Source organism: Desulfurivibrio modestus, from assembly GCF_044068625.1.
GTDB lineage: Bacteria > Desulfobacterota > Desulfobulbia > Desulfobulbales > Desulfurivibrionaceae > Desulfurivibrio.
Window position 1 is genome coordinate 1 of sequence record NZ_JBIPKH010000004.1, and the last position, 24,624, is coordinate 24,624.

The following is a 24,624-nucleotide window of genomic DNA, read 5'->3' on the forward strand; positions in this document are numbered from 1 at the left end:
AGCCAGGAGGTGTAGCGTGATGCGTAAAATTGCCCTGCTGTCATTGTCTCTGCTGTTGGCCCTGGTGGTTCCCGTCCTGGCCGCCGAACCGCAACGGGAGTTGATCCTGCTCAACTGGAGCGACTACCTGGACCCCGACTTGGTTAAGCGCTTCGAAGCGGCCCACAACGCCAAGCTGACCCAGGTCCTTTACGCCAGCGACGAGCAGCGGACCGAACAGTTACTGGAGACCGACGGGAGGGGTTATGACCTGATCCTGACCTCGGGGATCGATTTGGGGGTTTATGTCCGGCGCGGCTGGGTGGCCCCCCTTGAGGTCGAGCGACTGCCCAACCTGAAGCATATGTCCCCCAGGTGGCGCCGGGTGTTTCCCGATGCCGAACGCTACGCGGTGCCTTACTTTTGGGGCACCCTGGGGATCGCCTATCGCCGGGATCTGGTGGACACGCCGGTCACCAGTTGGCGGCAACTCTTCGAGCCGGCGGCGGAACTGCGCGGCAAGATCGCCATGCTCAGCAGCCCGCGGGATGTTGTCGCCGCGGCCCTCAAGGCCTTGGGCTTCTCGGTCAACAGCGAGGACCGTGAGGCCCTGGAGCGGGTCAGGGGGGTGTTGCGGGCCCAGAGGCCCCATGTTCACAGCTATCTCTACATCTCCATGGACGAGGAGTCCTCGCTGGTCAAAGGCGAGGTGGTGGCCGCCATGGCCTACAACGGCGACGCCCTGATGCTGGCCCAGCATAACGAGAACATCGTTTATGTCCTGCCCGAGGAGGGGAGTGTCATCTGGGTCGATTATTTAGTCGTCGCCCGCCATGCCAAAAATCCCGCTCTGGCCCACGCCTTCCTGAATTTTATCAATGAGCCGGAAAACGCGGCCCAGATGGCGAATTTCGTCTACTACGCGACCCCGAATCTGGCCGCCGAAAAGCTGCTGGACCCCGAGTTCCTTGCCGATCGGACCATCTATCCCGATGAGAGCAGTTTGCTCCACTCGGAATTTTACCAGCCCCTGAGCCCCCGTGGCCAGAGACTCTGGTACATTGCCGTCAAGGAGATTCTGCAATAGGAGGCCCATGAGGCTCACGAGCAAACTGTCATTGTTGCTGCTGCCGCTGGTGGCGATCCCCTTGCTGATTGTCGGGGCGGTGGCCTATCTGCGGTTAAGTGCCGTGGCCGAGGAGCGCAGTGGCGCCCAGATCGAAACCCTGCTCGAGCAGATCCGGTTCCAGGTGGAAAACCGGGTGGCCACGGCCCGTTCCAACCTCTTTCTGTTCAGCGACTACCCCCTGATCAGGAGATACTTTCTTGCCGAAAGCGAGGAGGAACGCTATCTGGTGTTGTTTCATCCGGTGCAGCGGCAGTTGCTGAACATTCAGCGGAACTATCCTGAATACTACGAACTGCGCATCCTGCTGCCGGATGGTTTCGAGGATCTGCGGGTGGTCAATCGTGAGCTGCCCAACCACTCTGAAGAGGCTTTCGACGGCCCGACCCTGCAGGAGATCCGTGGGGCTCCCGATAATGTCGTGGTGCGGTTTGCCCGCAATCCGGACAATGATGAACTGGCCTGTTACATAATCAAGCGGATCAGCCTGGCCAACGAGGCGGTGGATGATCCCGGCACCCCTCCGACACTGCGCGGCTATTTCAGTATCACTCTGGATAGCATGTTCCTGCTTCGCCAGCTGGAGGAGAATCTGCTGGGCGAGCGGAGCGGTCTCTTCCTCACCGATGACTTGGGCCGCCTCCGTTATCTGCCGGCCCACCTCGGTTGGCTGGGGGGGCAGAATCTGCCCCTGCTCTGGCTGCATGACGGGGAGCGGGACCGGTTGACGCAAAGGGTGGAGCTGGCCGCCGGCAGCTTCCAGGTCAGGAGTCAGCGGCTTTACGGCAAGCTCTGGCTCCACGCCATCATCTGCGAACGGGAACTGCACACCGCCAGCCACGCCCTGGGGCGGAAGGTGGGCTGGATCACCCTGGCGGCCCTGCTGATCTCCCTTAGCCTGATCTTCCTGGGCTTGACCAAACTGGTACTTGGCCCGGTGGCCCGGCTGCGGCAGGGGATCAAGCTTCTTTCCGCCGGCGGCGAACTGGTGCAGGTCCCGGTGGAGAGTGGGGACGAGCTGGGTGAGCTGGCCCAGGAGTTCAACCGCATGGGTCTGGCCCTGAAGGAGTCCAACGAGCAGATTCGCAACCTGGCCTATAACGACTACCTCACCGAATTGCCCAACCGCTTCCTCTTCCTCAAGACCCTGCGCCAGGCGATGAATGTCGCCCTGCGCGAAAAAGGGCAACTGGGCCTGCTGTTTATCGACCTGGATAACTTCAAGAATATCAATGATATTCTTGGTCATCACGTTGGCGATCAGCTCCTCAAGGAGGTGTCGCTGCGGCTGCGGGATAATCTGCGGGGCGTCGATCTGGCCGGCCGGGTTGACCCGGGAGAGTTCAAGCACGAGCTGGCCCGGCTGGGTGGCGATGAATTCACCGTCCTGATCCACGGGGTAACTTCGGCGGTTGGTATCAGCAAGGTGGCCAGACGCCTGATCACGGCCATCGAGCGCCCCTTCATTTTTGAAGGGAATCAGTATTTTATCAGCGCCAGTATCGGTATCGCCATCTTCCCCGCCGACGGCGACAACTCGGAAGATCTGATCAAACATGCCGATATGGCCATGTACCAGGCGAAGAAGCTCGGCAAGGGTCGTTTCGAATTTTATTCCAAGGAGCTCAGTAAATTGGTTCTGGAACGAACCCATTTGGAAAGGCGCCTGCGGGCCGCCCTTGATGAGGAGGCCTTTGAACTCTTCTACCAGCCGATCATCGACAGCCAGAGCCGGAAGGTGGTCATGCTGGAGGCGCTGATCCGCTGGAACGATCCCGAGCTGGGGCGGGTCGCCCCCGGTTACTTCATCCCCCTTGCCGAAGAGATGGGCCTGATCAATGCCCTGGGCGAATGGGTGCTGCGGACGGCCTGCAACCATTTGCGGGAGTGGCAGGAGCAGGGGCTGGTGGGCCTGCTGGTCGCGGTGAATGTTTCCGGTCGCCAGTTGGAGAAGCCCGAGTTTGCCGACCAGGTCCGCGACAGCCTGAACTTCTGCGGCGTTCCCCCAGAATCGCTGCATCTGGAACTGACTGAAAGCGCCGTGATTCAAGGGGAGGTGGGGGTACTGGCGACCTTGAGCAAGCTGAGGAAGATCGGTGTGCGTATCGCCCTGGATGATTTCGGCACCGGTTATTCCTCCCTCAGCTATCTCCGCCATCTGCCCATCGATATCCTCAAGATCGACCGCAGCTTTATCCAGGGGCTGGGCCAGCAGAACAACAATATCATTCTGTCGGCGATCATCACCATGGCCCAGGCCCTGAACCTTAAGGTCGTGGCCGAGGGGGTGGAAACCCAGGAGCAGTTCGCCTTCCTGCGAAAAGAACGTTGCGACCTGGTCCAGGGCTATCTCTTCCAGCGCCCGGAATCGGTGGCCAAGATCACCCCGAAGTTGATCTGCGGCAAACTCAAGCTCCACTGATTCGCCCGAACTCTTTTAGGGATCGTGCGGAGCGGCCCTGGCGGTTTTTTCGTTGACAAGCCACAATGGGATCGCTAGTTAAATATAGTAATAGTCTCTAAAAGCAAAAAGCTGACAAGCTTTCCGCTGCCAGCTTTTAACTAAAACCCTACAGGAGAACACCCATGAGTGAAATGAGCAAGTGCCCGGTAACCGGCAAAACCGGCAGCGCCACCGCCGGCAGAGGCCCCGCAACCCGTGACTGGTGGCCCAATCAGCTTAATCTGGGCATCCTGCACCAGCACGCCCCGGCCTCCAACCCCCTGGGGCCTGATTTCAACTACGCCGAAGAGTTCAAAAAACTCGATCTGCCGGCGCTGAAGAAGGACTTGGTCGCCCTGATGACCGACTCCCAGGAGTGGTGGCCGGCCGACTGGGGCCACTACGGCGGCCTGATGATCCGCATGGCCTGGCACAGCGCCGGCACTTACCGCACCGGGGACGGCCGGGGCGGCGGCGGCACCGGCAACCAGCGTTTCGCTCCGGTCAACAGCTGGCCGGACAACGCCAACCTGGACAAGTCCCGCCGCCTGCTCTGGCCCATCAAACAGAAATATGGCAACCGGATCTCCTGGGCCGATCTGATGATTTTAGCCGGCAACTGCGCTCTCGAGTCCATGGGTTTTAAGACCTTCGGCTTTGGCGGCGGTCGCACCGACATCTGGCAACCGGAAGAGGATATCTACTGGGGGGCCGAGGCTGAATGGCTGGGGGACAAGCGCTACAGCGGCGATCGGCAGCTGGAAAACCCCTTGGCCGCCGTGCAGATGGGCCTGATCTATGTCAATCCCGAAGGCCCCAACGGCAACCCCGATCCGGTGGCCTCGGGTCGGGATGTGCGGGAAACCTTTGCCCGCATGGGGATGGACGACGAGGAGACGGTGGCCTTGACCGCCGGCGGCCATACCTTCGGCAAATGCCACGGCGCCGGGCCGGCTTCGCACGTGGGCCCCGAACCGGAAGCCGCGCCCATGGAAGAGCAGGGGCTGGGCTGGAAGAATTCCATGGGCAGCGGCAAGGGCGGGGATACCATCACCAGCGGCATTGAAGGGGCCTGGAAGCCCAATCCCACCAAATGGGACATGGGCTACCTCAACACCCTGTTCAAATACGAGTGGGAACTGGTCAAGAGTCCGGCCGGGGCCAATCAGTGGCTGGCCAAGGATGTGGCCGAAGAGGACATGATCCCCGATGCCCACGACCCGTCCAAAAAACGTCGGCCGATGATGACCACCGCCGATCTGTCCATGCGGTTCGATCCGATCTATGGGCCCATCGCCCGGCGCTACCAGCAGAACCCCGAGGAGTTCGCCGATGCCTTCGCCCGGGCCTGGTTCAAGCTGACCCACCGCGACATGGGGCCCAAGGTTCGTTACCTGGGCCCGGAAGTGCCGAAAGAAGACCTGATCTGGCAGGATCCGGTTCCCGCCGTCGAGCATCCCCTGATCGACGCCCAGGATATTGCCGAGCTTAAGGCCAAGGTTATGGCCTCGGGCCTCACCGTCGCCGAACTGGTGGCCACCGCCTGGGCCTCGGCCTCCACCTTCCGGGGCTCGGACAAGCGCGGCGGCGCCAACGGCGCCCGCGTCCGCCTGGCACCGCAGAAGGATTGGCAGGTCAACCAGCCGGCCCAACTGGCCAGGGTGCTGGGGGAGCTGGAAACCATCCAGCGGGAGTTCAACAACGCCCAGGCAGGCGGCAAAAAAGTGTCGCTGGCCGATCTGATCGTGCTGGGCGGTTGCGCCGCCGTGGAATCGGCGGCTAAAGCCGGTGGGCACAGCGTCGAGGTCCCCTTTACCCCCGGTCGGATGGACGCCTCCCAGGAGCAGACCCACCTTAAATCTTTCGCGATCATGGAACCCGAGGCCGACGGTTTCCGCAACTACCAGAAGCAGACCTACACCGTTTCGGCCGAGGAGATGCTGGTGGATAAGGCCCACCTGCTGACCCTGAGCGCCCCGCAGATGACGGTGCTGCTCGGCGGTCTGCGGGTGCTGGGCGCCAATTACCAGAGCGCACCGCACGGGGTGTTCACCAACCGGCCCGGCCAGTTGACCAACGACTTCTTTGCTAATCTGCTGGACATGAACACGGCCTGGCAGCCCACCTCCGAGACCCGGGACACCTTTGAGGGCCGCGACCGCAAGAGCGGCGAGCTTAAGTGGACCGCCACCCGGGTGGACCTGATTTTCGGTTCCAACTCCCAGTTGCGGGCCCTGGCCGAGGTCTATGCCCAGGATGACGCGCGAGAGAAGTTCGTGCGCGACTTCGTCGCCGCCTGGAACAAAGTGATGAACCTGGACCGCTTCGACCTTGCCTGATGCGTTACAGGTAAAAGCCCGTAAGCCCGGCTTCGGTGCAGCGACCGGTATTCCGTCGCTGCACCGGAGCACCATGGGTGCGGTGAGATCACCTTGGGAGGGAGGAGCAACAAAAATTTCATCACCTGATCGAAAACTTCATCGCCACGCTGATTCAGGACCCGGCGGTTTCGCAGGCGGAAAAATCGCAGATCCTCTACCCGTGCGCCGCCAACGTCATCAGGCAACATCCCCATCTCGGTTACGAACTGATTCAAGCCATGCTGGCCATGAAGGAGGAGATGGTGGGCCACTTCGAACAGAAAAAATTTATCTCGTTCATCCACCTGCTCAGCGGGAAAAAACCGGAAGATAGCCAATTGTTCAATTAGTCAGGAGAAAAAGATGAAATTCGATGAATACTTCGCGACCACCCGGGGCCGGGGGGTTCTGGCCACCGCCGCCGCCGACGGCAAGGTTGACGCCGCTGGGAAGAGGAGAGCGAAAACAGGCCCGGCGCCAGGGAATCCTGCCGGGCGGGGGGCTTGATTTTTTGCTGTCTAATCCATGGGTTCCATGTCACGCCCACAGCATTTGGGGACATCGGCACCTTTTTTTACATTCATGTACTTGTTGCAAGTGGCGCAATAATAGGCCCCGTCGCTGGCAGCTTTTTCATCGGACCACTCGGTTTTGCCCCCCGGCATATCCTCGATTCACCAGCAGTCGCATGCGCATTGGGCCCCGGCAAAAGTATGAAACCGAACTGGAGATTTGTGGGTGCAGATACTGGTCGATTGTGATGCCATGCCCGCCGTGATCCGGGAGATTCTATTCCGGGCCGGGGAGCGCTTTAAGATCACCGTGACCCTGGTGGCCAACCAGCGTCTGGCGCCGGTGCGGTCGCGCTTTGTCAAAACCGTTGTCGTTCCGGCCGGCCCCGATGCGGCCGACGACCGGATCGTTGAACTGGTGGTAGCCGCCGATCTGGTGATCACCGCCGATATCCCCCTGGCCGACCGGGTGGTCAGCAAGGGGGCCTTTGCCATTAACCCCCGGGGGGAGCTTTACACCGAAGAGAACATCAAGGAACGCCTGGCCACCCGTGACCTGCTGACCGAGCTGCGCGGTGATGGGGTGATCACCGGCGGCCCGCCCACCTTCAGCCAGAAAGATCGGCGCGTCTTTGCCGATCAGCTTGACCGCTTTCTTACCCGGTACTGCCGATGAGGTTTAGTCCGTGTTTATGCCCGTAAGCTTTGAGTAGGGGGGCAGTAAGCCTTCGGAGCCTATTTTCTCTTTTTTTGTTTGCCGGGGGGGTACTTGGCTTTGTGGGTGTCGAAATCACGGTATGGGCGATCGCTGTCCATCTCGATAACCACCGGACTGCCCAACTGAACCCGCAAGGCCCGGGGGAGGGTGGCGCTTATCTGCCAGGCCCCGCCGTCCAGATAGTAGTAAACCTTGCGGTCCATGGCAAAATAGACCTGGATCGCCGGATAGTAGCGGTAAGTGTGCACCTGCTTACGCCTGTGACCGTGGGCGGGGGCATGGTCTGGTGGGCCTGGGGCCGGCTGGACAACCACAGGGCCGGGATGAGGCGGCGTCACGATGACGGGTCTCGGAGGCCCCGGCACTCGACAAGCCGATGCCGCCAAAGCCAGAAGTGCCAGAATGGTAATAAAAAAAATCCCTTTAACGCTGCGCATAGTGGTTGATCCCTCCAGAGCGATCCATCATTTTAGCTAAACCGAGTAGCCCCGATCCTAACTGCTAGGGACTGGTGAAAGATTCAGGCCGTTTTTCTTAATTGCTGCCCCGCTTGAAGTCAACCAAATTAAGAATGACCAACGATCCCACCGCCGGCCAACCAGATCGTTTACGTCAAGGCCCGTAAGCCCGATCAGCTTTTCCCGCTTGAACTGTTCGACACCGTCTGGGTTCAGGGCACCATGCAAACGGAGAGCTTCAGCAGTGAACTGGGCCGGGCGGGCTACAGCATCATCGCCGACAGCGTCGAACCCTACCAGGAAGATGCCGTGATCATGCCGGAATGATTTCCACCGCGAAGGACCTGGTGCCCTGGGCGTGGGTGGAGCAGCTCAGGCAGGGGTCGTAGCAGCGGATCAGGGCCTCGATCCGGTTGAGGGCCCCTTCGTTGGCCTCCCCGTTTTTGATCAGGGCCCGGGCCGCTCCCAGGATTCCCCGGTTGATGGCCAGGTTGTTGTGACCGGTGGCGATGATCATGTTGACCCCGCTGATCCGGCCCTGGTCGTCGATCCGGTAATGGTGGACCAGGGTCCCCCGGGGGGCCTCGCAGATCCCCACCCCCTCCGGGGCGTTGGCTCCCGCCACCGCCCGTACCCGTTTTTCCAGAATCTGGGGCTCGGCCAGCAGTTTGCCGATCATCTCCAGGCCGTGGATTATTTCGATCAGTCTGGCGTAATGGTAATGGAAGGCGCTCTGGGGCAGGCCGTCCTGGCCCGTGGCTTGGCGAAAGCGACCCAGGGCCTGGTCGGCCAGATCGGTGCCGCACGCTGAGGCCATATTTAAGCGGGCCAGGGGCCCGACCCGGTAAACCCCCTGTTCCGGGCCCAGGGGCCGATAATAAGGGGATTTGAGGTAGCTGTCCGTTTCCGCCGCCTCGGCGATGATCTCGGCATAACGCTCGGCGGCCAGCTTTTCCACCAGGGGCTGGCCGGCGGCATCGAGCAGCCGCAGGGGACCGTCATAATACTCCAACTTGCCGTCGGGGCCGGCCAGGGCCATAAAGCCGGTGGCCGGCGGGGTGAATTGGGCGATCTCAGCGGCAAAACGGGGGAGCAGCTCTTCCAGCCGGGTCAGGTTGCGGCGGGCTTTCGTCAGCATCTCCGGCAGTTCGGCCGCAAGCTCCGCTCGGTTTTCCGGGGTAAGGGGGCGGCTGACCCCGCCCGGCACCACCCAGTTGGGATGGATCCGTTTGCCGGCCAGCCGTTCGATGATCTGCTGGCCGTAGCGGCGCAGGGCGATGCCGTCCCGGGCCACTTCGGGGAAGGCGGCGGCAATCCCGAAGAGGTTGCGCTGTTGGGGGTCGGCATCCATGCCCAGCAGCAGGTCCGGCGAGGAGAGATGGAAAAAGCTCAGGGCGTGGGACTGGACCAGTTGGGCGTAGTTGAGCAGCTGGCGCAGCAGCACCGCCGCCGGGGGAATCTGCACCGCCAGCAGTTGGTCGCAGGCCTTGGCCGAGGCCAACTGGTGGCTGACCGGGCAGATCCCGCAGGTGCGGGAGGTCAGCCCCGGCATCTCCTCCAGGGGGCGGCCGACGCAGAAGGCTTCAAAACCCCGCACCTGGGTGATATGGAGGCGGCAGTCCCGCACCGAATCGTCGTCGTTAAGATAGATCGAGATCCGGGCATGGCCTTCGATGCGGGTTACCGGGTCGATCGCGATGGTTCTGGCCAAGGTTTTTTCCCTCTCACTATTCAACCGAATTTAAGGGTCGGCAGCCGGCCGAGGTCCCGCTGTTCCAGCACGGCGATCAGGGTCTGGGCGATGGCCCCGGCCGGGGGCGGGCAGCCGGGGAGAAAGAGATCCACCTTGATCACCTGGTGCAGGGGCAGGCTGCGGGGCAGCAGTTCCGGCACCTTCTCCGTGGGAATCCCCGGGTTGTGATCGACCTTTTGCCGGTAGATCAGTTCCAGCAGCTCGTCGCGATCCAAGGGGTTGCGCATCCCCGGCACGTTGGCGGTCACCGCGCAGTCGCCCAGGGCCACCACCAGCCTGCTGCGGCTCCGGACCAGTTGGGCCTTGGTCAGATCGTCGGTGGTGCTGACCGCCCCCTCCAGCAGGGCCAGGTCAACCTCCGCCGGGAAATCCTTGCGATCCACCAGGGGGCTGTAGAGCAGTTCCAGTCGGGGGGCCAGCTCCAGCAGCAACTCATCCATGTCGAGCAGGGACATATGGCAGCCGGAGCAGCCGTCCAGCCAGATGGTGGCCAGGCGCAGCCTGTTCATTCCCCGGCCTCCTCGGTTTCCTGGTTGCGCATGGCGGTGAGCAGCGGCAGCCGCAGGTTGCGCTTGACCATCTCGCCGCCGGCCTTGCCCCGTTCAAAAAGGGCCCCGGTGGGGCAGACCTGGACGCACTTGCCGCAAGAGGTGCAGCTTTCCGCCTCGCCCCAAGGCTGGTTGAGATCGCTGATCAACTGGGAGTTCAGGCCCCGGCCCATCACATCCCAGGTATGGGCCCCCTCCACCTCGGCGCAGACCCGAACGCAGCGGGTGCAGAGAACGCAGCGGTTGCGGTCCAGGGTGAAGCGGGGATGGCTGGCATCCACCTGGCGGGGGGGATAGAGGCCGGGCAGCCGGACATGGTCCACCCCCAGGGCCAGGGCCAGCTCCTGCAGCTCGCAGTGACCGTTGACCACGCAGACCGCGCAGACATGGTTGCCCTCGCTCAGGATCATCTCCAGGAGCAGCCGCCGTTGTTCAAGCAGGGCCGGGGTTTGGGTTCGCACCACCATCCCCTCGCTGACTTTGGTCACGCAGGCGGGCAGGGGCCGGTGGCTTCCCGCCACCTCCACGATACAGAGCCGGCAGGCTCCCACCGGATGCAGGCCGGCCAGGTGGCAGAGGGTGGGGATGGCGATGCCGTTTTCCCGGGCCACCTCCAGGATGGTCTGCTCCTCGCCGGCCCCGCAGTCGCGCTCGTCGATTTTCAGGGTGATGATCTTGCCGCCGCTCATTTTGCCCTCCTTGCAGCGTTTGGGTCGGCCAGCAATTGCTCATATTCGGGGCGGAAGAAGCGCAGGGTGCTGAGTACCGGATTGGGGGCGCTCTGGCCCAGACCGCAGAGGCTGGTGGCCCGGACCATGGCGCAAAGTTCCTCCAGCCGAGTCAGATCATCGCTTTGGGCCCGGCCGGCGGCGATCTTTTCCAGCAGCAGCAGAATCTGCCGGGTTCCCACTCGACAGGGCACGCACTTGCCGCAGGATTCATCGACGCAGAACTCCATGAAGAACCGGGCCACATCGACCATGCCGGCGTCTTCGTCCATCACGATCATCCCGCCGGAACCCATGATCGATCCTTCGGCCTGCAGCGATTCGTAGTCCACCGGCAGCCGGAAATGGGCCGCCGGGATGCAGCCGCCCGAGGGGCCGCCGGTCTGGACCGCCTTGATCCGGCTCCCGTTTGGGGCTCCACCCCCCATCTCCTCGACAATCTCCTGCAGGCTAATCCCCATGGGGACTTCGATCAGGCCGGTATTGCTGATTTTGCCGGCCAGGGCGAAAACCTTGGTGCCCTTGCTCTTGGCGGTGCCCATGGCGGCAAACCATGGGGCGCCCCGGTTGATGATGGCGGTGATGTTGGCCAAGGTTTCCACGTTGTTGATCAGGGTGGGGCAGCCCCAGAGACCATGCTCGGCGGGATAGGGCGGCCGGGGCCGGGGCTGGCCCCTTTTCCCCTCGATGGAGGCGATCAGGGCGGTCTCTTCGCCGCAGACGAAGGCTCCGGCCCCCAGCCGGATCTCCACTTTGAAGTGGAAGGCGCTGCCGCCGATGTGGTTGCCCAGCAGACCCAGCTTTTCCGCCTGGCCAATCGCCTTTTGCAGCCGGGCCACCGCCAGGGGGTATTCGGCCCGGACGTAGAGATAGCCGAAATCGGCCCCCGTGGCGTAGGCGGCGATGGCCATCCCCTCCAGGACCCGGTGGGGGGCGCTTTCCAGGACGCTGCGATCCATGAAGGCCCCGGGGTCGCCCTCGTCGGCGTTGCAGATCACATATTTGCGGCCCCCTGGTGGGACGGTGGCCTTGGCCACGGTGGCCCATTTCAGCCCGGTGGGGTAGCCCCCGCCACCCCGGCCCCGGAGGCCGCTGCGGGTGATCTCGTCGATGATGGCGGCGGGTTGCCGATGGTGGAGGCAGTCGAGCAAGGCCCGGTAGCCGCCGGCGGCCAGATAGGATTCGATCCGTTCCGGGTCGATCCGGTCGAACTGATCGAGGACCACCTTGACCTGGCGGCTGAAAAAGGGCTGGCTGGTGTCGCAAAGTTTGGCGGCCAGGGCCGTTTCGGCCGCCGCCGGTTGGGGGGTGGTTGTGTCGGCCAGGGAGGCGAGGAGGGCGGGGGCATCCTCCGGTGTAAGCTGCCGGTAGAGTTTTTGGGCCGGCTGGACGCTGATCAGTGGCCCTTGTGAACAGAGGCCCATGCAGCCAACCCCGTCGACCCGGCAGGATCTGGCCGGATTTTGGGCCAATTCCCGGCGCAGGGCCGTCAGTAATTCACCACTGCCGCAGGAGAGGCAGCCGCTGGCGGTGCAGACCCCGATTTGGTGATCCTTGGCCGCCACGGCCTCCCGTTCGGTCGCGGCCAGCTTTTCCAGCTCTTCGGGGGCGGTCATGGTTCCTCCGCCCCCTTGGGGCCGTTGAGGCCGTGCAACAGCTCCAGCAGGGCTGCAGGTTCGGCCTGGCCGATCACCCGTTCATCCAGCACCACCGCCGGGGCCTGGCCACAGGCCCCGACGCAGCGGGCGGTGAGCAGGGAGAGGCGGCCGTCCTGGCTGGTCTCTTCCGCCTTGATCCCGAATTCGCGACTGATCTCCCCAAGGTTGGCGGCCGCCCCCTTGATATAGCAGGCGGTGCCCAGGCAGACCACGCAGGTATGGCGGCCCTTGGGCTTTAAACGAAAAAAGTGGTAGAAGGTGGCCACCCCGTAGACCTTGCTCAGGGGCAAAGTCAGGGCGGCGGCGATGGCCCGCATCGCCGGCAGGTCGATATAGCCGTAGGATCTCTGCACCGCGTGCAGGGCTTCGATCAGGCCGCCGGCCTGGTAGCCGTTACGACGCATGGCGCTCTCCACCAGGCGCCAGCGCTGGTCTGGTTTGGGGCTTTGGGGGGTGGCGGTCTGGTTGATCAAGGGCTTGGGCTCCGCTAAAATTTTCGTCCCACGTAGTCGCGCATCTCCCGGTTCAGGCGGATCAGGTGGGGGGATGCCTTGATCTTTTCCGCCTCGGTTTCGCCGTTGAGATTGATCAGGTGGAGCCGCCCGGGCCCGGCCTGATACTGATTGGCCAGGTCGATAACCGCCCCCACCACCACCAGACGGCCGCTCTGGACCCGGTCGCCGTAGCGTTCCAGGGCCCGGGCCACCTGGTAATCCACGTTGGCCTCCACCGCCCGGAGTCGGGCGGCGGCAAGTTCTTCCTCGCCATTGGCCTCCCGCCCGGATCGGGGCAGCCGGCTGAGGGCCGGATGGAGCCGGCTCAGTTCGCGGCGGATCGCCTCGCCGAGATGGTCGTAGCCCTCGGCAAAGAGCTGGATCGCCGTGCTGTCGGTGTTGCCGGTGATCAGCAGAACCGGGGCGTAGAGGTGACGAACGGCGTAGTCGATGGCCCCGGCAGCCGGCTCCAGCTGGTTGGCCAGGTTGCGCACGGTGTAGACCCCGCCCGCCTGGTCAGCCCAGACCTGGATGCTGTTGAGTCGGGGGTCGGGGTCGGCCAGCCAGACCAGCTGGGGGGACTCGCTGATCTTTTGGCCGGGGGCGTTTTCCGCCACCCCTGCCATGACCTGCTGGTTGGCGGCCATGATCCGGCCCAGCACCGAATAGGGCGGAATGCCGGCCCGAATCTTGGGCACCGGTTCCATGGCCAATCCGGTTGCCGCCGGCCAGATCAGGCCGATAATCAGCATGATGATAATCCGGTTTCCAGCCATGGATTCCTCCTCGCGGTTGGTGACGCCGATGGTTGTCAGGCGGGTTGCCGGCGCTTAAGCCCTGGGATTTCTCATTTAAACCAATTGTTTGAAAACTCTACGCTCAAAAAAAAGAATTGTCAAATGTCGCGACCGCCGGAAATAAGCTCCGACCGCCTTGACAAGGTCGGTTGACGTACTTACAGTCCCTGCAATCGCCGGGTTAGCCGGTTTGATGTGTTTACTTTATTGCTCAAGGGAGGATGCTGTGTCGATGAAGCACGAGGAGCAGGGCCGGGAGCGGGAGCAGAGCCCGACGGCGGCAAGCGGCGACGAATTGCAGGCGTCGGAGCAGGGCCGGGACCAGGCCGGCGGTGAGGGTGAGGATCTGCTCAGCCAGTTGAGCGCGGCCCACAGTGAGGCCCGCGACCTGGAAGACCGGATGCTGCGCCTGGCCGCCGAGTTTGAGAACTTTAAAAAGCGGATTCGCCGGGAACGGGAGACCGATTTTAAATACGCCGAGGAGAATCTGCTGCGGGAACTGCTCCCCACCGTGGACAATCTGGAGCGGGCCATGGAGCAGGGGCGGGAGAGCGCCGACGCCTCCGCTCTGCTGGAAGGGGTGGAGATGACCTATCACGGCCTGTTGGCCACCCTGGAAAAATTCGGCCTTAAACCCCTGGCCGGCAAGGGTGAACCCTTCGATCCCAATTACCACGAAGCCCTGGCCATGGAGGCCAGCGCCGAGGTTCCGGCCAACACCATCCTCAATGAGTTTCAGAAAGGTTATTTATATAAAGACCGGCTGCTGCGGGCCGCCAAGGTGGTGGTCTCCAGCGGCCCTGCGACGGACAAATAGTAGGTTGTTGAATCAGTCAGAAAAACTGTTTTGCGAATCCATTTTTAAGGAGATTTGATCATGGGTAAAATAATCGGAATTGACCTGGGCACCACCAACTCCTGCGTGGCGATCATGGAGGGCGGTGAACCCAAGGTGATCACCAACGTTGAAGGTAATCGCACCACCCCGTCGGTGGTGGCGTTCAATGATGCCGGGGAACGGCTGGTGGGCCAGGTGGCCAAACGCCAGGCGGTGACCAACCCCACCCGGACCCTGCATGCGATCAAGCGGCTGATCGGACGTAAGTTCACCGACGCCGAGGTGAAAAAGAGCATCGAGATCAGCCCCTTCAAGATCGTTGAGGGCAGCGATGGCGATGCCGCCGTCGAGGTGGACGGCAAGAAATACGCCCCGGCGGAGATCGCCGCCATGGTGCTGACCAAGATGAAGCAGACCGCCGAGGAGTACCTGGGCGAACCGGTCACCGACGCGGTTATCACCGTTCCGGCCTACTTCAACGACTCCCAGCGCCAGGCCACCAAGGATGCCGGCAAGATCGCGGGCCTCAATGTGCAGCGGATCATCAACGAGCCCACCGCCGCCTCCCTGGCCTACGGCCTGGACAAGAAGAGCGAGGAAAAGATTGCCGTTTTCGACCTGGGCGGCGGTACCTTCGACGTTTCGATCCTGGAGATCGGCGACGGGGTGTTCGAGGTTAAGTCCACCAACGGTGACACCTTCCTCGGCGGGGAAGATTTCGATATGCGGATCGTCAACTGGCTGGCCGACGAGTTCAAGCGCGACCAGGGGATCGATCTGCGCCAGGACAAGATGGCTCTCCAGCGTCTGCGGGAGGAGGCGGAAAAGGCCAAGCAGGAACTCTCCACCACCATGGAGACCAGCGTCAACCTGCCCTTCATCACCGCCGACGCCTCCGGGCCCAAGCATCTCAATATCAAGCTGAGCCGGGCCAAGCTGGAGTCCCTGGTGGAGGATCTGGTGGAGCGCACCGTCGCCCCCTGTAAAACCGCGCTCAAGGACGCGGGTCTGAGTGCCTCCGATATCGACGAGGTGATTCTGGTGGGCGGCATGACCCGGATGCCCAAGGTGCAGCAGAAGGTCAAGGAGATCTTCGGCAAGGATCCCCACAAGGGGGTCAATCCCGACGAGGTGGTGGCCATCGGCGCCGCCATCCAGGGCGGGGTACTCAAGGGCGATGTTAAGGATGTGCTGCTGCTGGATGTCACGCCGCTCTCGTTGGGGATCGAGACCCTGGGTGGGGTGATGACCAAGCTGATCGAAAAGAACACCACCATCCCCACCAAGAAGAGCCAGATCTTCTCCACCGCGGCCGACAACCAGCCGGCGGTGTCGATCCATGTCCTCCAGGGTGAGCGGGAGATGGCTTCCTACAACAAGACCATCGGCCGTTTCGATCTGGCCGAAATTCCGCCGGCCCCCCGGGGCGTGCCCCAGATCGAGGTGACCTTCGATCTGGATGCCAACGGTATTCTCCATGTTTCGGCCAAGGATATGGGCTCCGGCAAGGAGCAGTCGATCAAGATTCAGGCCTCCAGCGGACTCTCCCAGGAGGAGATCGAGCGGATGAAGAAGGACGCCGACGCCCATGCCGATGAGGACCGCAAGCGCAAAGAGCTGGTGGAGGCCCGCAATCAGGCCGACTCCATGATCTACGCCACCGAGAAGAGCCTGAAGGATCTGGGCGACAAGGTGGATGCCGAAACCAAGGGCAAGGTGGAGAGCGAGATCGCTTCCCTGCGCAAATTGATGGAGGGCGATGACGCCGAGGCGATCAAGAAGGGTACCGAGAGCCTGACCCAGGCCTCCCACAAGCTGGCCGAGATGATGTACGCCCAGGCTGGCGGTCAGGCCGGAGGTCCCGGTGGGGAAGCCGGCGGCGGTCCGGAGGACGGCGGTACGGGCGGCGGCAAGAAGGATGACGATGACGTGGTCGATGCCGACTACGAAGAGGTCAAGTAACGGTTTGGCCTTGCCGCTGAACGGTTTTTAATTTTCCTCCTCCTGGCGGGGATGCGGGCGCAGAAAATCGTTGCCGGCATCCCCGTTTTTTTTTACCTTCCCGCAACCGTTTTCCATTTTCCCTCTTTAAAAGGAGCCAGCATGCGTATTCTTTCCGGCATCCAGCCTTCGGGGCAACTGCATATTGGTAACTACTTCGGCATGATGAAGCCGATGATTGCCAGCATGGCCGAGCATGAGCTGTACGCTTTCATCGTCGATCTCCACGCCCTGACCTCGGTCCAGGATGCCCAGCGCCTGGCGGCGGGCACTTTGGAAGCAGCCACCGATTTCCTGGCCCTGGGGTTGGACCCCGAGCGCTGCATTTTCTGGGTTCAGTCCGACGTGCCCGAGGTGACCGAGCTGACCTGGGTGCTCTCCTGTATCACCCCCATGGGGCTGTTGGAGCGCTGCCACTCCTACAAGGATAAAACCGCCAAGGGGATCGCCGCCAGCCACGGGCTTTTTGCCTATCCGGTGCTGATGGCCGCCGACATCCTTCTCTACCAGGCCCAGCGGGTGCCGGTGGGCAAGGATCAGAAGCAGCATCTGGAGGTGGCCCGGGATATCGCCAGTAAGTTCAACGGCACCTTTGGGGAGACCTTTGTGCTGCCCGAACCGGTGATCGATGATAAACTGGCCACCGTTCCCGGCCTGGACGGCCAGAAAATGTCCAAATCCTACGGCAACACCATCCCCATCTTCCTGGAGGCCAAGGCGCTCAAGAAGCGGGTGATGGCCATCGTCACCGACTCCACCCCGGTGGAGCAGCCCAAAGACCCGGAAAAGTGCAATCTTTACAATATCTACAAGCTGTTCGCGCCGCCGGAGCGCCTGGCCGAGGTCCATGGTCTCTACGTCAACGGCGGGGCGATGTACGGCAAAATAAAGCTGGAATTGACCGAGATTTTGTGGGAACATTTCCGGCAGGCCCGGGAGCGACGTGACCAGTTTCTGGCCGATCCTGGTTCGGTGCGGGAGATTTTGCGCCGGGGTGCCGTCAAAGCCCGGGAAAAAGCGGCCGCCACCCTGGAGCTGGTACGCCAACGGGTGGGGCTGAAATACTAAAGGGGAGATCGCTGTGCTTGCAGATTCCCGGAGCAAATTCAAATTGCTGCTGGCTTTGCTGCTGGTGGCGCTGGTGGCGGTGCTGATCATCCAGAACGTGGAGCCCACGGAGGTACGGTTTCTCTTTATCACCGTGATCATGCCCCGGGCCGCCCTGTTGGCCATCACCCTGCTGGCGGGGATCGCCATCGGCATCTTGATCTCCCTGGCCCTCAGTGGTCACCGCTCGGACCGCCGTCTCAAACACCTGGAGATTGAGCCGCCCTCGCAATAATCTTCCCCTGCCGGGCGGCAAATTCTGCCGCCTACCCCTGCCCCTGGCCCTGCTGGGGAATTTTCTTTTATCTCCATTTTTTCGATTGTTTTTGTTGGTCAATCTTTTTTGACGCCCTTCGGCGGCTCGTGGCATGGGTTTTGCTTGAGTTTTCCGGCAAAGATCAACAACCCCACGAGCAAGGGAGAGTGCCATGAACACCGCCGTCGCCATACAGCAAGAAGCTAATGTCCCCTTCGCCGGTTTTGATTACCCGGCCCGCGAAACTGAGGTCAACACTCTTTTAAGCCAGCTTGACCATTACCGGCGCCAGAGCGCCTGGTTGGCCATGGTCAATAAACTGCACGCCCGCCTGGCCCGGGCCACCGACCTGGGCGGGATGCTGGAGGCCTACTCGGTCTGGCTGATGCCCCGGGTTGAGCACGACCTGCTGGCCTTTCGCAGTGCCGACGGCAGCCGTGAGCACATCATCTGCTCCTCCCATGGTCCGGTGCGGCGCAAGATTATCCGGGCCGCCAAGGTCATGCTGAACCGGGAGCCGGCCGATGCTGCGGCCCCTTGTCTTAAGATGGGCGACTTTTTCGGCTGCCGCTGGCAGCTTGATCTGCCGGCCGAGAGCGGGGTGTTGATGGTGATGCGCCGGGGGGGCGGGATTGACGAGCCGGGGGTGGATCTGCTGGCCCGGACCATGGAAATTCTGGCCGAGCCCCTGCAGCGGGCCCTGGAATATGAAACCCTGTTTGAGCAGGCCCGCCGGGATTCCCTCACCGGGCTGGCCAATCGTCGGGTTTTTGACGAACGGATCGAGGCCATCATGGAGGCCTCCCGGCGTTACGGTCATTCCCTGACCCTGCTCAGCATGGATCTGGATTGTTTTAAACAGCTCAACGACAGCCAGGGTCACGCCGAGGGAGACCGCGCCCTGGTGCGGATTGCCGCTACCCTGAGCAGCATGGTTCGCACCAGCGACCTGCTGGTGCGGATGGGTGGCGATGAGTTTCTTCTGGTGTTGCCCGATAGTGATGCCGAGGCCGCCAAAAAATTGGCGGAGCGGATCCAGCAGGCGGTTAAAGGGTTGGGTTTCGGGGCCGAGGAGCGGCATCAACTGGGAATCAGCATCGGTATCGCCCCCTGGCGCCGCCAAACCCTGCAAGAGTGGCTGCATCTGGCCGATGAAGCCCTGTATGAGGCCAAGAGTGCTGATAGCAGCTGGGTCTGTTTCGATAATGGGGATATCTAACCGGTGACCGGCCGGCCGCCGCCGGCTGGTTGTCCATCCCTCCTCAACCCCAACCCCCCTCCCATCTCCCTCCATCCGAGGAATCCGCCGGGCGGCCCGACCTGGCGCCGGCGGATTTCCCCTCCTTGACAGGCTGGGGAGCCATTCTTACCTTCCCATAAGCGATCAGCGGCGTCCGTTTGGGTCGATCGTGGCTACTTATGCTTTGCAAGGGAGAATCGGGATGAAATTTGACAAATTTACCATGAAATCGCAGGAAGCGGTCCAGGAGGCCCAGAGCCTGGCTCAGAATCTGCAGCATCAGGAGCTGCAGCCGGAGCACCTGCTCAAGGTCCTGCTGGACCAGCCCGAGGGGGTGATTGCCCCGGTGCTGCAGAAGATGGGGGTGGGTCGGCAGCAGGTGGCGGCCGAGGTTGAGACTTTGCTGGGGCGCCTGCCCAAGGTCAGCGGCGGCGGGGCCGGTCAGCTTTACGCTTCCCCCTCCCTGCAGCGCTTGCTGGATCGCGCCTTCAAGGTGGCCTCCGAAATGCAGGATGAGTATGTCGGCCAGGAACACCTGATCCTGGCCCTGCTCGATGACAAGGATACCGGCGCGGCCAGGGCCCTGATCAAGGCCGGGGTCAGCCGGGATGCCTTTCTCAAGGCCCTGGTGGCGGTGCGGGGTAGTCAGCGGGTCACCGACCCCAATCCCGAGGGCAAGTACCAGGCCCTGGAAAAGTATGCCCGCAACCTCACCGACGTGGCCCGCCAGGGCAAGCTCGATCCGGTGATCGGCCGCGATGACGAGGTCCGAAGGGTGGTCCAGGTCCTCTCCCGGCGGACCAAGAACAATCCGGTGCTGATCGGCGAGCCCGGAGTGGGCAAGACCGCCATCGTCGAAGGGCTGGCCCAGCGGATCGTCAACGGCGATGTCCCCGACACCCTGCGCAACAAGCAGGTGATCGCCCTGGACCTGGGGTCCTTGGTGGCCGGGGCCAAATACCGCGGCGAGTTCGAGGATCGGCTCAAGGCGGTACTCAAGGAGATCCAGAAACGGGAAGGGGAGATCATCCTCTTTATCGACGAGATCCATACCCTGGTGGGGGCCGGGGCCGCCGAGGGCTCCATGGACGCCTCCAATATGCTCAAGCCCGCCCTGGCCCGGGGGGAGCTGCACTGCGTCGGGGCCACCACCCTCAACGAGTATCGCAAGTATATCGAAAAGGATGCCGCCTTGGAGCGCCGTTTCCAGCAGGTCCTGGTCCGGGAGCCCAGCATCGAGGATACCATCGCCATCCTGCGGGGAATCAAGGAGAAGTATGAGGTCCACCACGGGGTGCGGATCAAGGATTCGGCCACCGTGGCCGCAGCCGTGCTCTCCAACCGTTATATCACCGACCGTTTTTTGCCCGACAAGGCCATCGACCTGATCGACGAGGCGGCTTCGCGGCTGCGGATCGAGATCGATTCCATGCCAACCGAGATTGATGAGGTGGAACGCAAAAAGATCATGCTGGAGATCGAGCGGGAGGCCCTCAGGAAGGAGAGCGATAAATCCTCCCAGGAGCGCCTGGCCAAGGTGGAGGCGGAACTGGCCGACTGCAACGAGAACCTCAACGGCATGAAGGGCCACTGGAACCTGGAAAAGGAGACTATCCAGCAGATTCGGGCGATCAAGGCCAAAATCGACGAAACCCGGATCGAAGAGCAGCAGGCCGAGCGCCAGGGAGATCTCAGCCGGGTGGCGGAGATCCGCTATGGCCGGATTGTGGAGCTGGAGAAGGAGTTGGCCGCTAAAAACCAGCGGTTGGCCGAGATTCAGCAGGATCGCAAGATGCTCAAGGAGGAGGTGGACGAGGAGGATGTGGCCGCCGTGGTCGCCAAGTGGACCGGCATTCCCACCGACAGGCTGCTGGAAGGCGAGAAGGAGAAGCTGGTGGCGGCCGACCGGGAGCTGGCCCGCCGGGTGGTGGGCCAGCAGGAAGCGATCGCCGCCATCGCCAACGCGGTGCGCCGGGCCCGGGCCGGACTCCAGGACCCCAACCGGCCCTTGGGTTCCTTTATCTTCCTGGGTCCCACCGGGGTGGGCAAGACCGAGCTGGCCCGCAGTCTGGCCGCCTTTCTCTTCGACAGCGAGAAGGCGATGATTCGCCTCGATATGTCGGAGTTCATGGAGAAACACTCGGTGGCCCGGCTGATCGGGGCCCCTCCCGGCTACGTCGGTTACGAGGAGGGGGGCTACCTCACCGAGGCGGTGCGGCGCAGGCCCTATTCGGTGATTCTCTTTGACGAGATCGAAAAGGCCCATCCCGATGTCTTCAACGTCCTGCTTCAGATCCTCGACGACGGCCGGATGACCGATGGCCAGGGACGAACGGTGGACTTCAAGAACACCATCCTGATCATGACCTCCAACCTGGGCAGTCAGTTGATCATGGATCTGGGCGAGGAGCGGCGCGAGGAGATCAAGGCCCGGATCGACGAGATCCTGCATGCCCAGTTCAGGCCCGAGTTTTTAAACCGGATCGACGAGATCATCATCTTCCACGCCTTGAGCCGCCAGGATCTGGGGCGGATTGTCGAGATCCAGCTGGAACTTCTCACCCGGCGCCTGGCCGACCAGCACTTCCAGATCGAGCTGACCGAGGCGGCCAGGGAGTTCCTGATCGAAGTGGGCTACGACCCCAGCTTTGGCGCTCGCCCCTTGAAGCGGGCGATCCAACGCCATATTCAGGATGCCCTGGCCATGAAGATCCTGGAGGGCGGCTTTGCCGAAGGCGATACCATTCGCATCGACCGACCGGCGGGTTCTTCGGCCTTGAGTTTCAGTAAAGGATAAGGGTTCGCCCCATCGCGAAAAAAAAGCCCATGCTCCCCGCGACGGGGAAGCATGGGCTTTTTTTACCGGGCCGGGGCCCGCTGGCCAGCTACAGATTCCAGCGGCTGGGGACGTTGCGCTGCTCCCGCATTCTTTTGGCGTGACCGGGCTCGTGGCACTCCACGCAGCCCACCGCGTATTTGCGGTACTCCTCGTGCCGCTCTTTGAAGACCGGCCGGCTCTCCAGGATCTCCTCGGTCATGTGGCAGCCGACACAGTTGTCGGTGATCGCCTCCTTGTAACTGGGAAGTTTGTCGTTATGGGGGTTTACCTGGCCGCTGAGGGTCAGGTAGCTCTTGCGCAGCCCCTTGGTTTTATCGGTGATGGTACCCTTGGTATGGCAGGAGATGCAGCCCACATAGGGATGATCGCCATGGTCCCAGGAAACCTTCTCGTAGGCGTGGCAGCTGATGCAGAAGCTGTCCGAGGAAGTTTTCCGGGCCATGACGCTACCGGCTATCACGATAACCAGGGCGGCCACGCCCACAATTATCCAGGCCTTCTGGCTTAGTTTGTTCATATTTCGGCTCCCTGGGGGAAGAACCCGGCCACAGGTTCGTTCCCCTCATAATTGCAAAGTTCCGCCGGCCCTTGAGGGCTTAGCGCAGTTTCTTGTTGCCGTCCCAGACCAGCTCGGCTTCCGGGAGTTTGGGCAGATACTTCAGCCACGGATGGGAGTCCAGGTGGGCCTGGCTCTGCTGAAGCTTACGGCTGTGCTCCATGATTGGCGGCACCAGCTCCTGGATCGGGGCATCAAGCTTGGCGGCGATGGCGTAATTGGTGGCGCGGATCGCCAGTTGCACCGCCTGGTCGCTGTACTGCTGGGATTTGGCCAGGGTGTCCATGGCCTTGGTGGGATTATGGAAGCCGGCGGAGTTTTCAGCCGAAACATAATCCCAGAACCACTGGCCCTTGCGCACCATCTCCCGGGCTTCGGCCAGAATCTTCTGGTTCACCCCCGGGTGTTCCATGGCCTGGCGCACCGCTTCGTGGGCCCGCACCGATTTCTCCTGGGCGATATTGAGCTGGCGCCAGACCCGCTGCTGGTGATACTCCACCCGGTTGCGCATCCAGTCGGGGGTCTTGTCGGCATGGCAGGTCAGGCAGGCGGCCTTGATCCCCTCCTCGCTCTTGAGGGGGGAGGTCCAGTGGTGGGAGCTGATGGTGACGTTGGTGCCGATCTTGACCCGCGGCATGTGACAATCGGCGCAGGTTACCCCGGCGGCGGCGTGGACGCTGTCGTGGAACATCTCATATTCGGGGTGCTGGGTCTTGATCATCCGGGTCTTGGAGACCGCGTGGGTCCAATCGACAAAGGCCCCCTTGAACCCGTCGGGGTTGGCCTGGCCGTCGGCATAGAACTCATACATCTGCTCCGGGTTCAGCCCCTTGTCCCAGGGCAGGTGGGGCTTGGCCGCCACTCCGTGATCCTTGGTTTCAAAGTAGTACTCGTTGTGGCATTGGGCGCAGACCAGGGAACGCATCTCGTCCCGGGAGGCCTCTCGCCAGTCCTTGCCCTGCCGGGCCAGGGCCTCGGAGAGGGGCACGCTGGTGATTACCAGCTCCATCTTGTTTTCCGGATCATGGCAGTTTTGGCAACCGATGGAGTGCTTTTCGTAATCGAGTTGGGTCCGGTAGTCGTGGAAGTTGGAGGACCAGAAGGCATCGCCGTGGGTTTTGAGCAGATCGGGCATGGCGGTGGTCTTGCAGTTCCAGCAGGTGGCGGGCAAGCCGGCCTGCTCGCTGTAACGGTCCACCCGGTCGATATGCATAATGTCTTCCAGGGCGTTGGAGTGGCCCCGGGCCCGCTTGTATTCGTAGCTGAAGGGATAGCCCAGCCACAGGTTCTTCAGATAGGGCTGGGCGTGCTTGTAGCCCACGGGCAGGGGATTGATGCCGTCATGCTTGTCGTGGGGCACCGAGCCCGCATACTCGGTCATTTGGGTGGATTCGTTGTTTTTCAGGTAGGACTTGTACTGGGGCAGGTTTTTGAACTTGAGGTTGCCCTCCCCCAAGTCCGGGGCAGCCGCCAGGGCCGCCGTCACCGGCACCAGCAGCAGGGCCGCGGCGCTGATTGCGAACAGTTTTTTCTTCATGATAAACTCTCTCCTTTGGTTTGATAAGCACCATCAAGCCAATTCGGCGGATGGTGATGGTTGCTTACTCGCTGGCCAGCTTGACCACATATTTGGCCATCAACTCTTCAAGAAAGGCGTCGAAGAGCTCACGCTGTTTTTCCATGACCAGAAAGCGGCGGATATTTTCCCGCACACTGGTAAGAGGCATGATTTCGCCGCTGACGGGGTTGGTGAATTCGTCGGTCTGATGTTCCTCGTAATACTCCCGAACCTCCCGGTCGCTGATCGTGATCCCATCCTGGATCTTCTCCTCCAGAAACATCTCCACCAGGGCCAGGCGGCTCAGATACTCCACCCGCTGCCGGTAGGCCGGACTTTGATCCAGGCCGGCGGCAATGGCCTCCTGGCGGAACATCTCCCGTTTAATCATCTCATCCAGCAGGCGCTCCTCGCCGCCGGGTACGGTGTAGTTGAGCCGGCGGCTGGCCGGCATGCCGGCCAGCTCATTGGCCAGATCCTGACTGGTGATGAAACTTTCCCCCACCTGGACAAGGTGGCCATCGGCGGGAGGCGGCCCGGCATTGGTCCCGATTACTTCCCGCTTTTCCTGGCCACAGCCGGCAGCCAGGAGGGTCAGCAGTAAAATCGCGATCAGGTTTTTCATCTCAAAAAAATTTCCTCGTTGGCCGGCGGC

At 62.2% G+C, this 24,624-nt stretch carries 22 protein-coding genes; 12 read left to right on the forward strand and 10 right to left on the reverse strand.

The annotated features are described in order from the left end of the window. Positions 1–19: 19 nt before the first annotated feature. The 5 genes from ACHHRT_RS03800 (at position 20) to ACHHRT_RS03820 (ending at position 7,096) form a co-directional block, all read left to right on the forward strand. Entirely contained in the window at positions 20–1,066 is a 1,047-nt protein-coding gene (locus ACHHRT_RS03800) for a polyamine ABC transporter substrate-binding protein (RefSeq protein WP_395498161.1), read from the forward strand. A 7-nt stretch (positions 1,067–1,073) separates the two neighbouring features. Beyond that, positions 1,074–3,527, forward strand: coding sequence for a bifunctional diguanylate cyclase/phosphodiesterase (locus ACHHRT_RS03805; RefSeq protein ID WP_395497858.1), 2,454 nt, complete (start codon positions 1,074–1,076; stop codon positions 3,525–3,527). A gap of 164 nt (positions 3,528–3,691) precedes the next feature. Next, positions 3,692–5,887 carry a catalase/peroxidase HPI gene (gene katG / locus ACHHRT_RS03810; protein ID WP_395497860.1) on the forward strand — a complete coding sequence of 732 codons (2,196 nt, stop codon included), beginning with the start codon at positions 3,692–3,694 and terminating at the stop codon, positions 5,885–5,887. Positions 5,888–6,271: 384 nt separating this feature from the next. Next, the gene (locus ACHHRT_RS03815) at positions 6,272–6,415 is read left to right on the forward strand and encodes a hypothetical protein (RefSeq protein ID WP_395497862.1); all 144 of its coding nucleotides are present in this window, start codon (positions 6,272–6,274) and stop codon (positions 6,413–6,415) included. Positions 6,416–6,646: 231 nt separating this feature from the next. Beyond that, positions 6,647–7,096: a YaiI/YqxD family protein gene (locus ACHHRT_RS03820; RefSeq protein ID WP_395497864.1), complete on the forward strand. Its 450-nt coding sequence runs from the start codon at positions 6,647–6,649 to the stop codon at positions 7,094–7,096. A gap of 59 nt (positions 7,097–7,155) precedes the next feature. Here the strand turns inward: ACHHRT_RS03820 and ACHHRT_RS03825 are convergent, their stop codons facing one another. Beyond that, complete coding sequence (locus ACHHRT_RS03825) at positions 7,156–7,386, reverse strand: hypothetical protein (RefSeq protein WP_395497866.1); 231 nt, start codon at positions 7,384–7,386, stop codon at positions 7,156–7,158. 333 nt (positions 7,387–7,719) lie between these two features. Here ACHHRT_RS03825 and ACHHRT_RS03830 point away from each other — a divergent pair, with 333 nt between their 5' ends. Further along, entirely contained in the window at positions 7,720–7,923 is a 204-nt protein-coding gene (locus ACHHRT_RS03830; RefSeq protein ID WP_395498163.1) for a DUF3299 domain-containing protein, read from the forward strand. On the opposite strand, the gene ACHHRT_RS03835 is transcribed toward ACHHRT_RS03830, so the two are convergent. The 6 genes from ACHHRT_RS03835 to ACHHRT_RS03860 are packed head-to-tail and all read right to left on the reverse strand — an operon-like array spanning position 7,910 to position 13,553. Then, complete coding sequence (locus tag ACHHRT_RS03835) at positions 7,910–9,307, reverse strand: Ni/Fe hydrogenase subunit alpha (protein ID WP_395497868.1); 1,398 nt, start codon at positions 9,305–9,307, stop codon at positions 7,910–7,912. The two genes, ACHHRT_RS03830 and ACHHRT_RS03835, sit on opposite strands and share 14 nt — an antisense overlap. Before the next feature lie 20 nt (positions 9,308–9,327). After that, the gene (locus ACHHRT_RS03840) at positions 9,328–9,858 is read right to left on the reverse strand and encodes an NADH-quinone oxidoreductase subunit B family protein (protein ID WP_395497870.1); all 531 of its coding nucleotides are present in this window, start codon (positions 9,856–9,858) and stop codon (positions 9,328–9,330) included. Beyond that, positions 9,855–10,586, reverse strand: a complete 732-nt coding sequence (hoxU, locus tag ACHHRT_RS03845; RefSeq protein WP_395497872.1) for a bidirectional hydrogenase complex protein HoxU — start codon at positions 10,584–10,586, stop codon at positions 9,855–9,857. Before hoxU ends, ACHHRT_RS03840 begins: the two co-directional genes overlap by 4 nt. Beyond that, a complete protein-coding gene (locus ACHHRT_RS03850; protein ID WP_395497874.1) occupies positions 10,583–12,241 on the reverse strand; it encodes a NuoF family protein in 1,659 nt (552 codons plus the stop codon). The genes hoxU and ACHHRT_RS03850 overlap by 4 nt, the downstream gene beginning before the upstream one ends. Next, positions 12,238–12,756 (reverse strand): NAD(P)H-dependent oxidoreductase subunit E, encoded by a 519-nt coding sequence (locus ACHHRT_RS03855; RefSeq protein WP_395497876.1) that lies wholly within the window; start codon positions 12,754–12,756, stop codon positions 12,238–12,240. Before ACHHRT_RS03855 ends, ACHHRT_RS03850 begins: the two co-directional genes overlap by 4 nt. Positions 12,757–12,770: 14 nt before the next feature. Continuing rightward, entirely contained in the window at positions 12,771–13,553 is a 783-nt protein-coding gene (locus ACHHRT_RS03860; protein WP_395497878.1) for a carbonic anhydrase, read from the reverse strand. Positions 13,554–13,806: 253 nt separating this feature from the next. Between ACHHRT_RS03860 and grpE the strand changes: the two genes are divergently transcribed. From grpE to clpB, 6 genes are all read left to right on the forward strand, one after another. Then, positions 13,807–14,391, forward strand: a complete 585-nt coding sequence (gene grpE / locus ACHHRT_RS03865; RefSeq protein WP_395497880.1) for a nucleotide exchange factor GrpE — start codon at positions 13,807–13,809, stop codon at positions 14,389–14,391. A gap of 60 nt (positions 14,392–14,451) precedes the next feature. Next, complete coding sequence (gene dnaK, locus ACHHRT_RS03870) at positions 14,452–16,374, forward strand: molecular chaperone DnaK (protein WP_395497882.1); 1,923 nt, start codon at positions 14,452–14,454, stop codon at positions 16,372–16,374. A 141-nt stretch (positions 16,375–16,515) separates the two neighbouring features. After that, a complete protein-coding gene (trpS, locus tag ACHHRT_RS03875) occupies positions 16,516–17,481 on the forward strand; it encodes a tryptophan--tRNA ligase (RefSeq protein ID WP_395497884.1) in 966 nt (321 codons plus the stop codon). Positions 17,482–17,494: 13 nt separating this feature from the next. Further along, positions 17,495–17,755 carry a lipopolysaccharide assembly protein LapA domain-containing protein gene (locus ACHHRT_RS03880; RefSeq protein WP_395497886.1) on the forward strand — a complete coding sequence of 87 codons (261 nt, stop codon included), beginning with the start codon at positions 17,495–17,497 and terminating at the stop codon, positions 17,753–17,755. Between the two features lie 193 nt (positions 17,756–17,948). After that, on the forward strand, positions 17,949–18,995 hold the full coding sequence (locus ACHHRT_RS03885; RefSeq protein ID WP_395497889.1) for a GGDEF domain-containing protein: 1,047 nt from the start codon (positions 17,949–17,951) through the stop codon (positions 18,993–18,995). A gap of 223 nt (positions 18,996–19,218) precedes the next feature. Continuing rightward, entirely contained in the window at positions 19,219–21,813 is a 2,595-nt protein-coding gene (gene clpB / locus ACHHRT_RS03890) for an ATP-dependent chaperone ClpB (protein WP_395497891.1), read from the forward strand. 88 nt (positions 21,814–21,901) lie between these two features. Here clpB and ACHHRT_RS03895 read toward each other — a convergent pair whose 3' ends face one another. The 3 genes from ACHHRT_RS03895 to ACHHRT_RS03905 form a co-directional block, all read right to left on the reverse strand. Next, complete coding sequence (locus ACHHRT_RS03895) at positions 21,902–22,372, reverse strand: NapC/NirT family cytochrome c (protein WP_395497893.1); 471 nt, start codon at positions 22,370–22,372, stop codon at positions 21,902–21,904. Between the two features lie 79 nt (positions 22,373–22,451). Beyond that, positions 22,452–23,948: an ammonia-forming cytochrome c nitrite reductase subunit c552 gene (locus ACHHRT_RS03900; protein WP_395497895.1), complete on the reverse strand. Its 1,497-nt coding sequence runs from the start codon at positions 23,946–23,948 to the stop codon at positions 22,452–22,454. Positions 23,949–24,012: 64 nt separating this feature from the next. Next, positions 24,013–24,594, reverse strand: coding sequence for a hypothetical protein (locus tag ACHHRT_RS03905; RefSeq protein WP_395497897.1), 582 nt, complete (start codon positions 24,592–24,594; stop codon positions 24,013–24,015). Between the last annotated feature and the right edge of the window lie 30 nt (positions 24,595–24,624).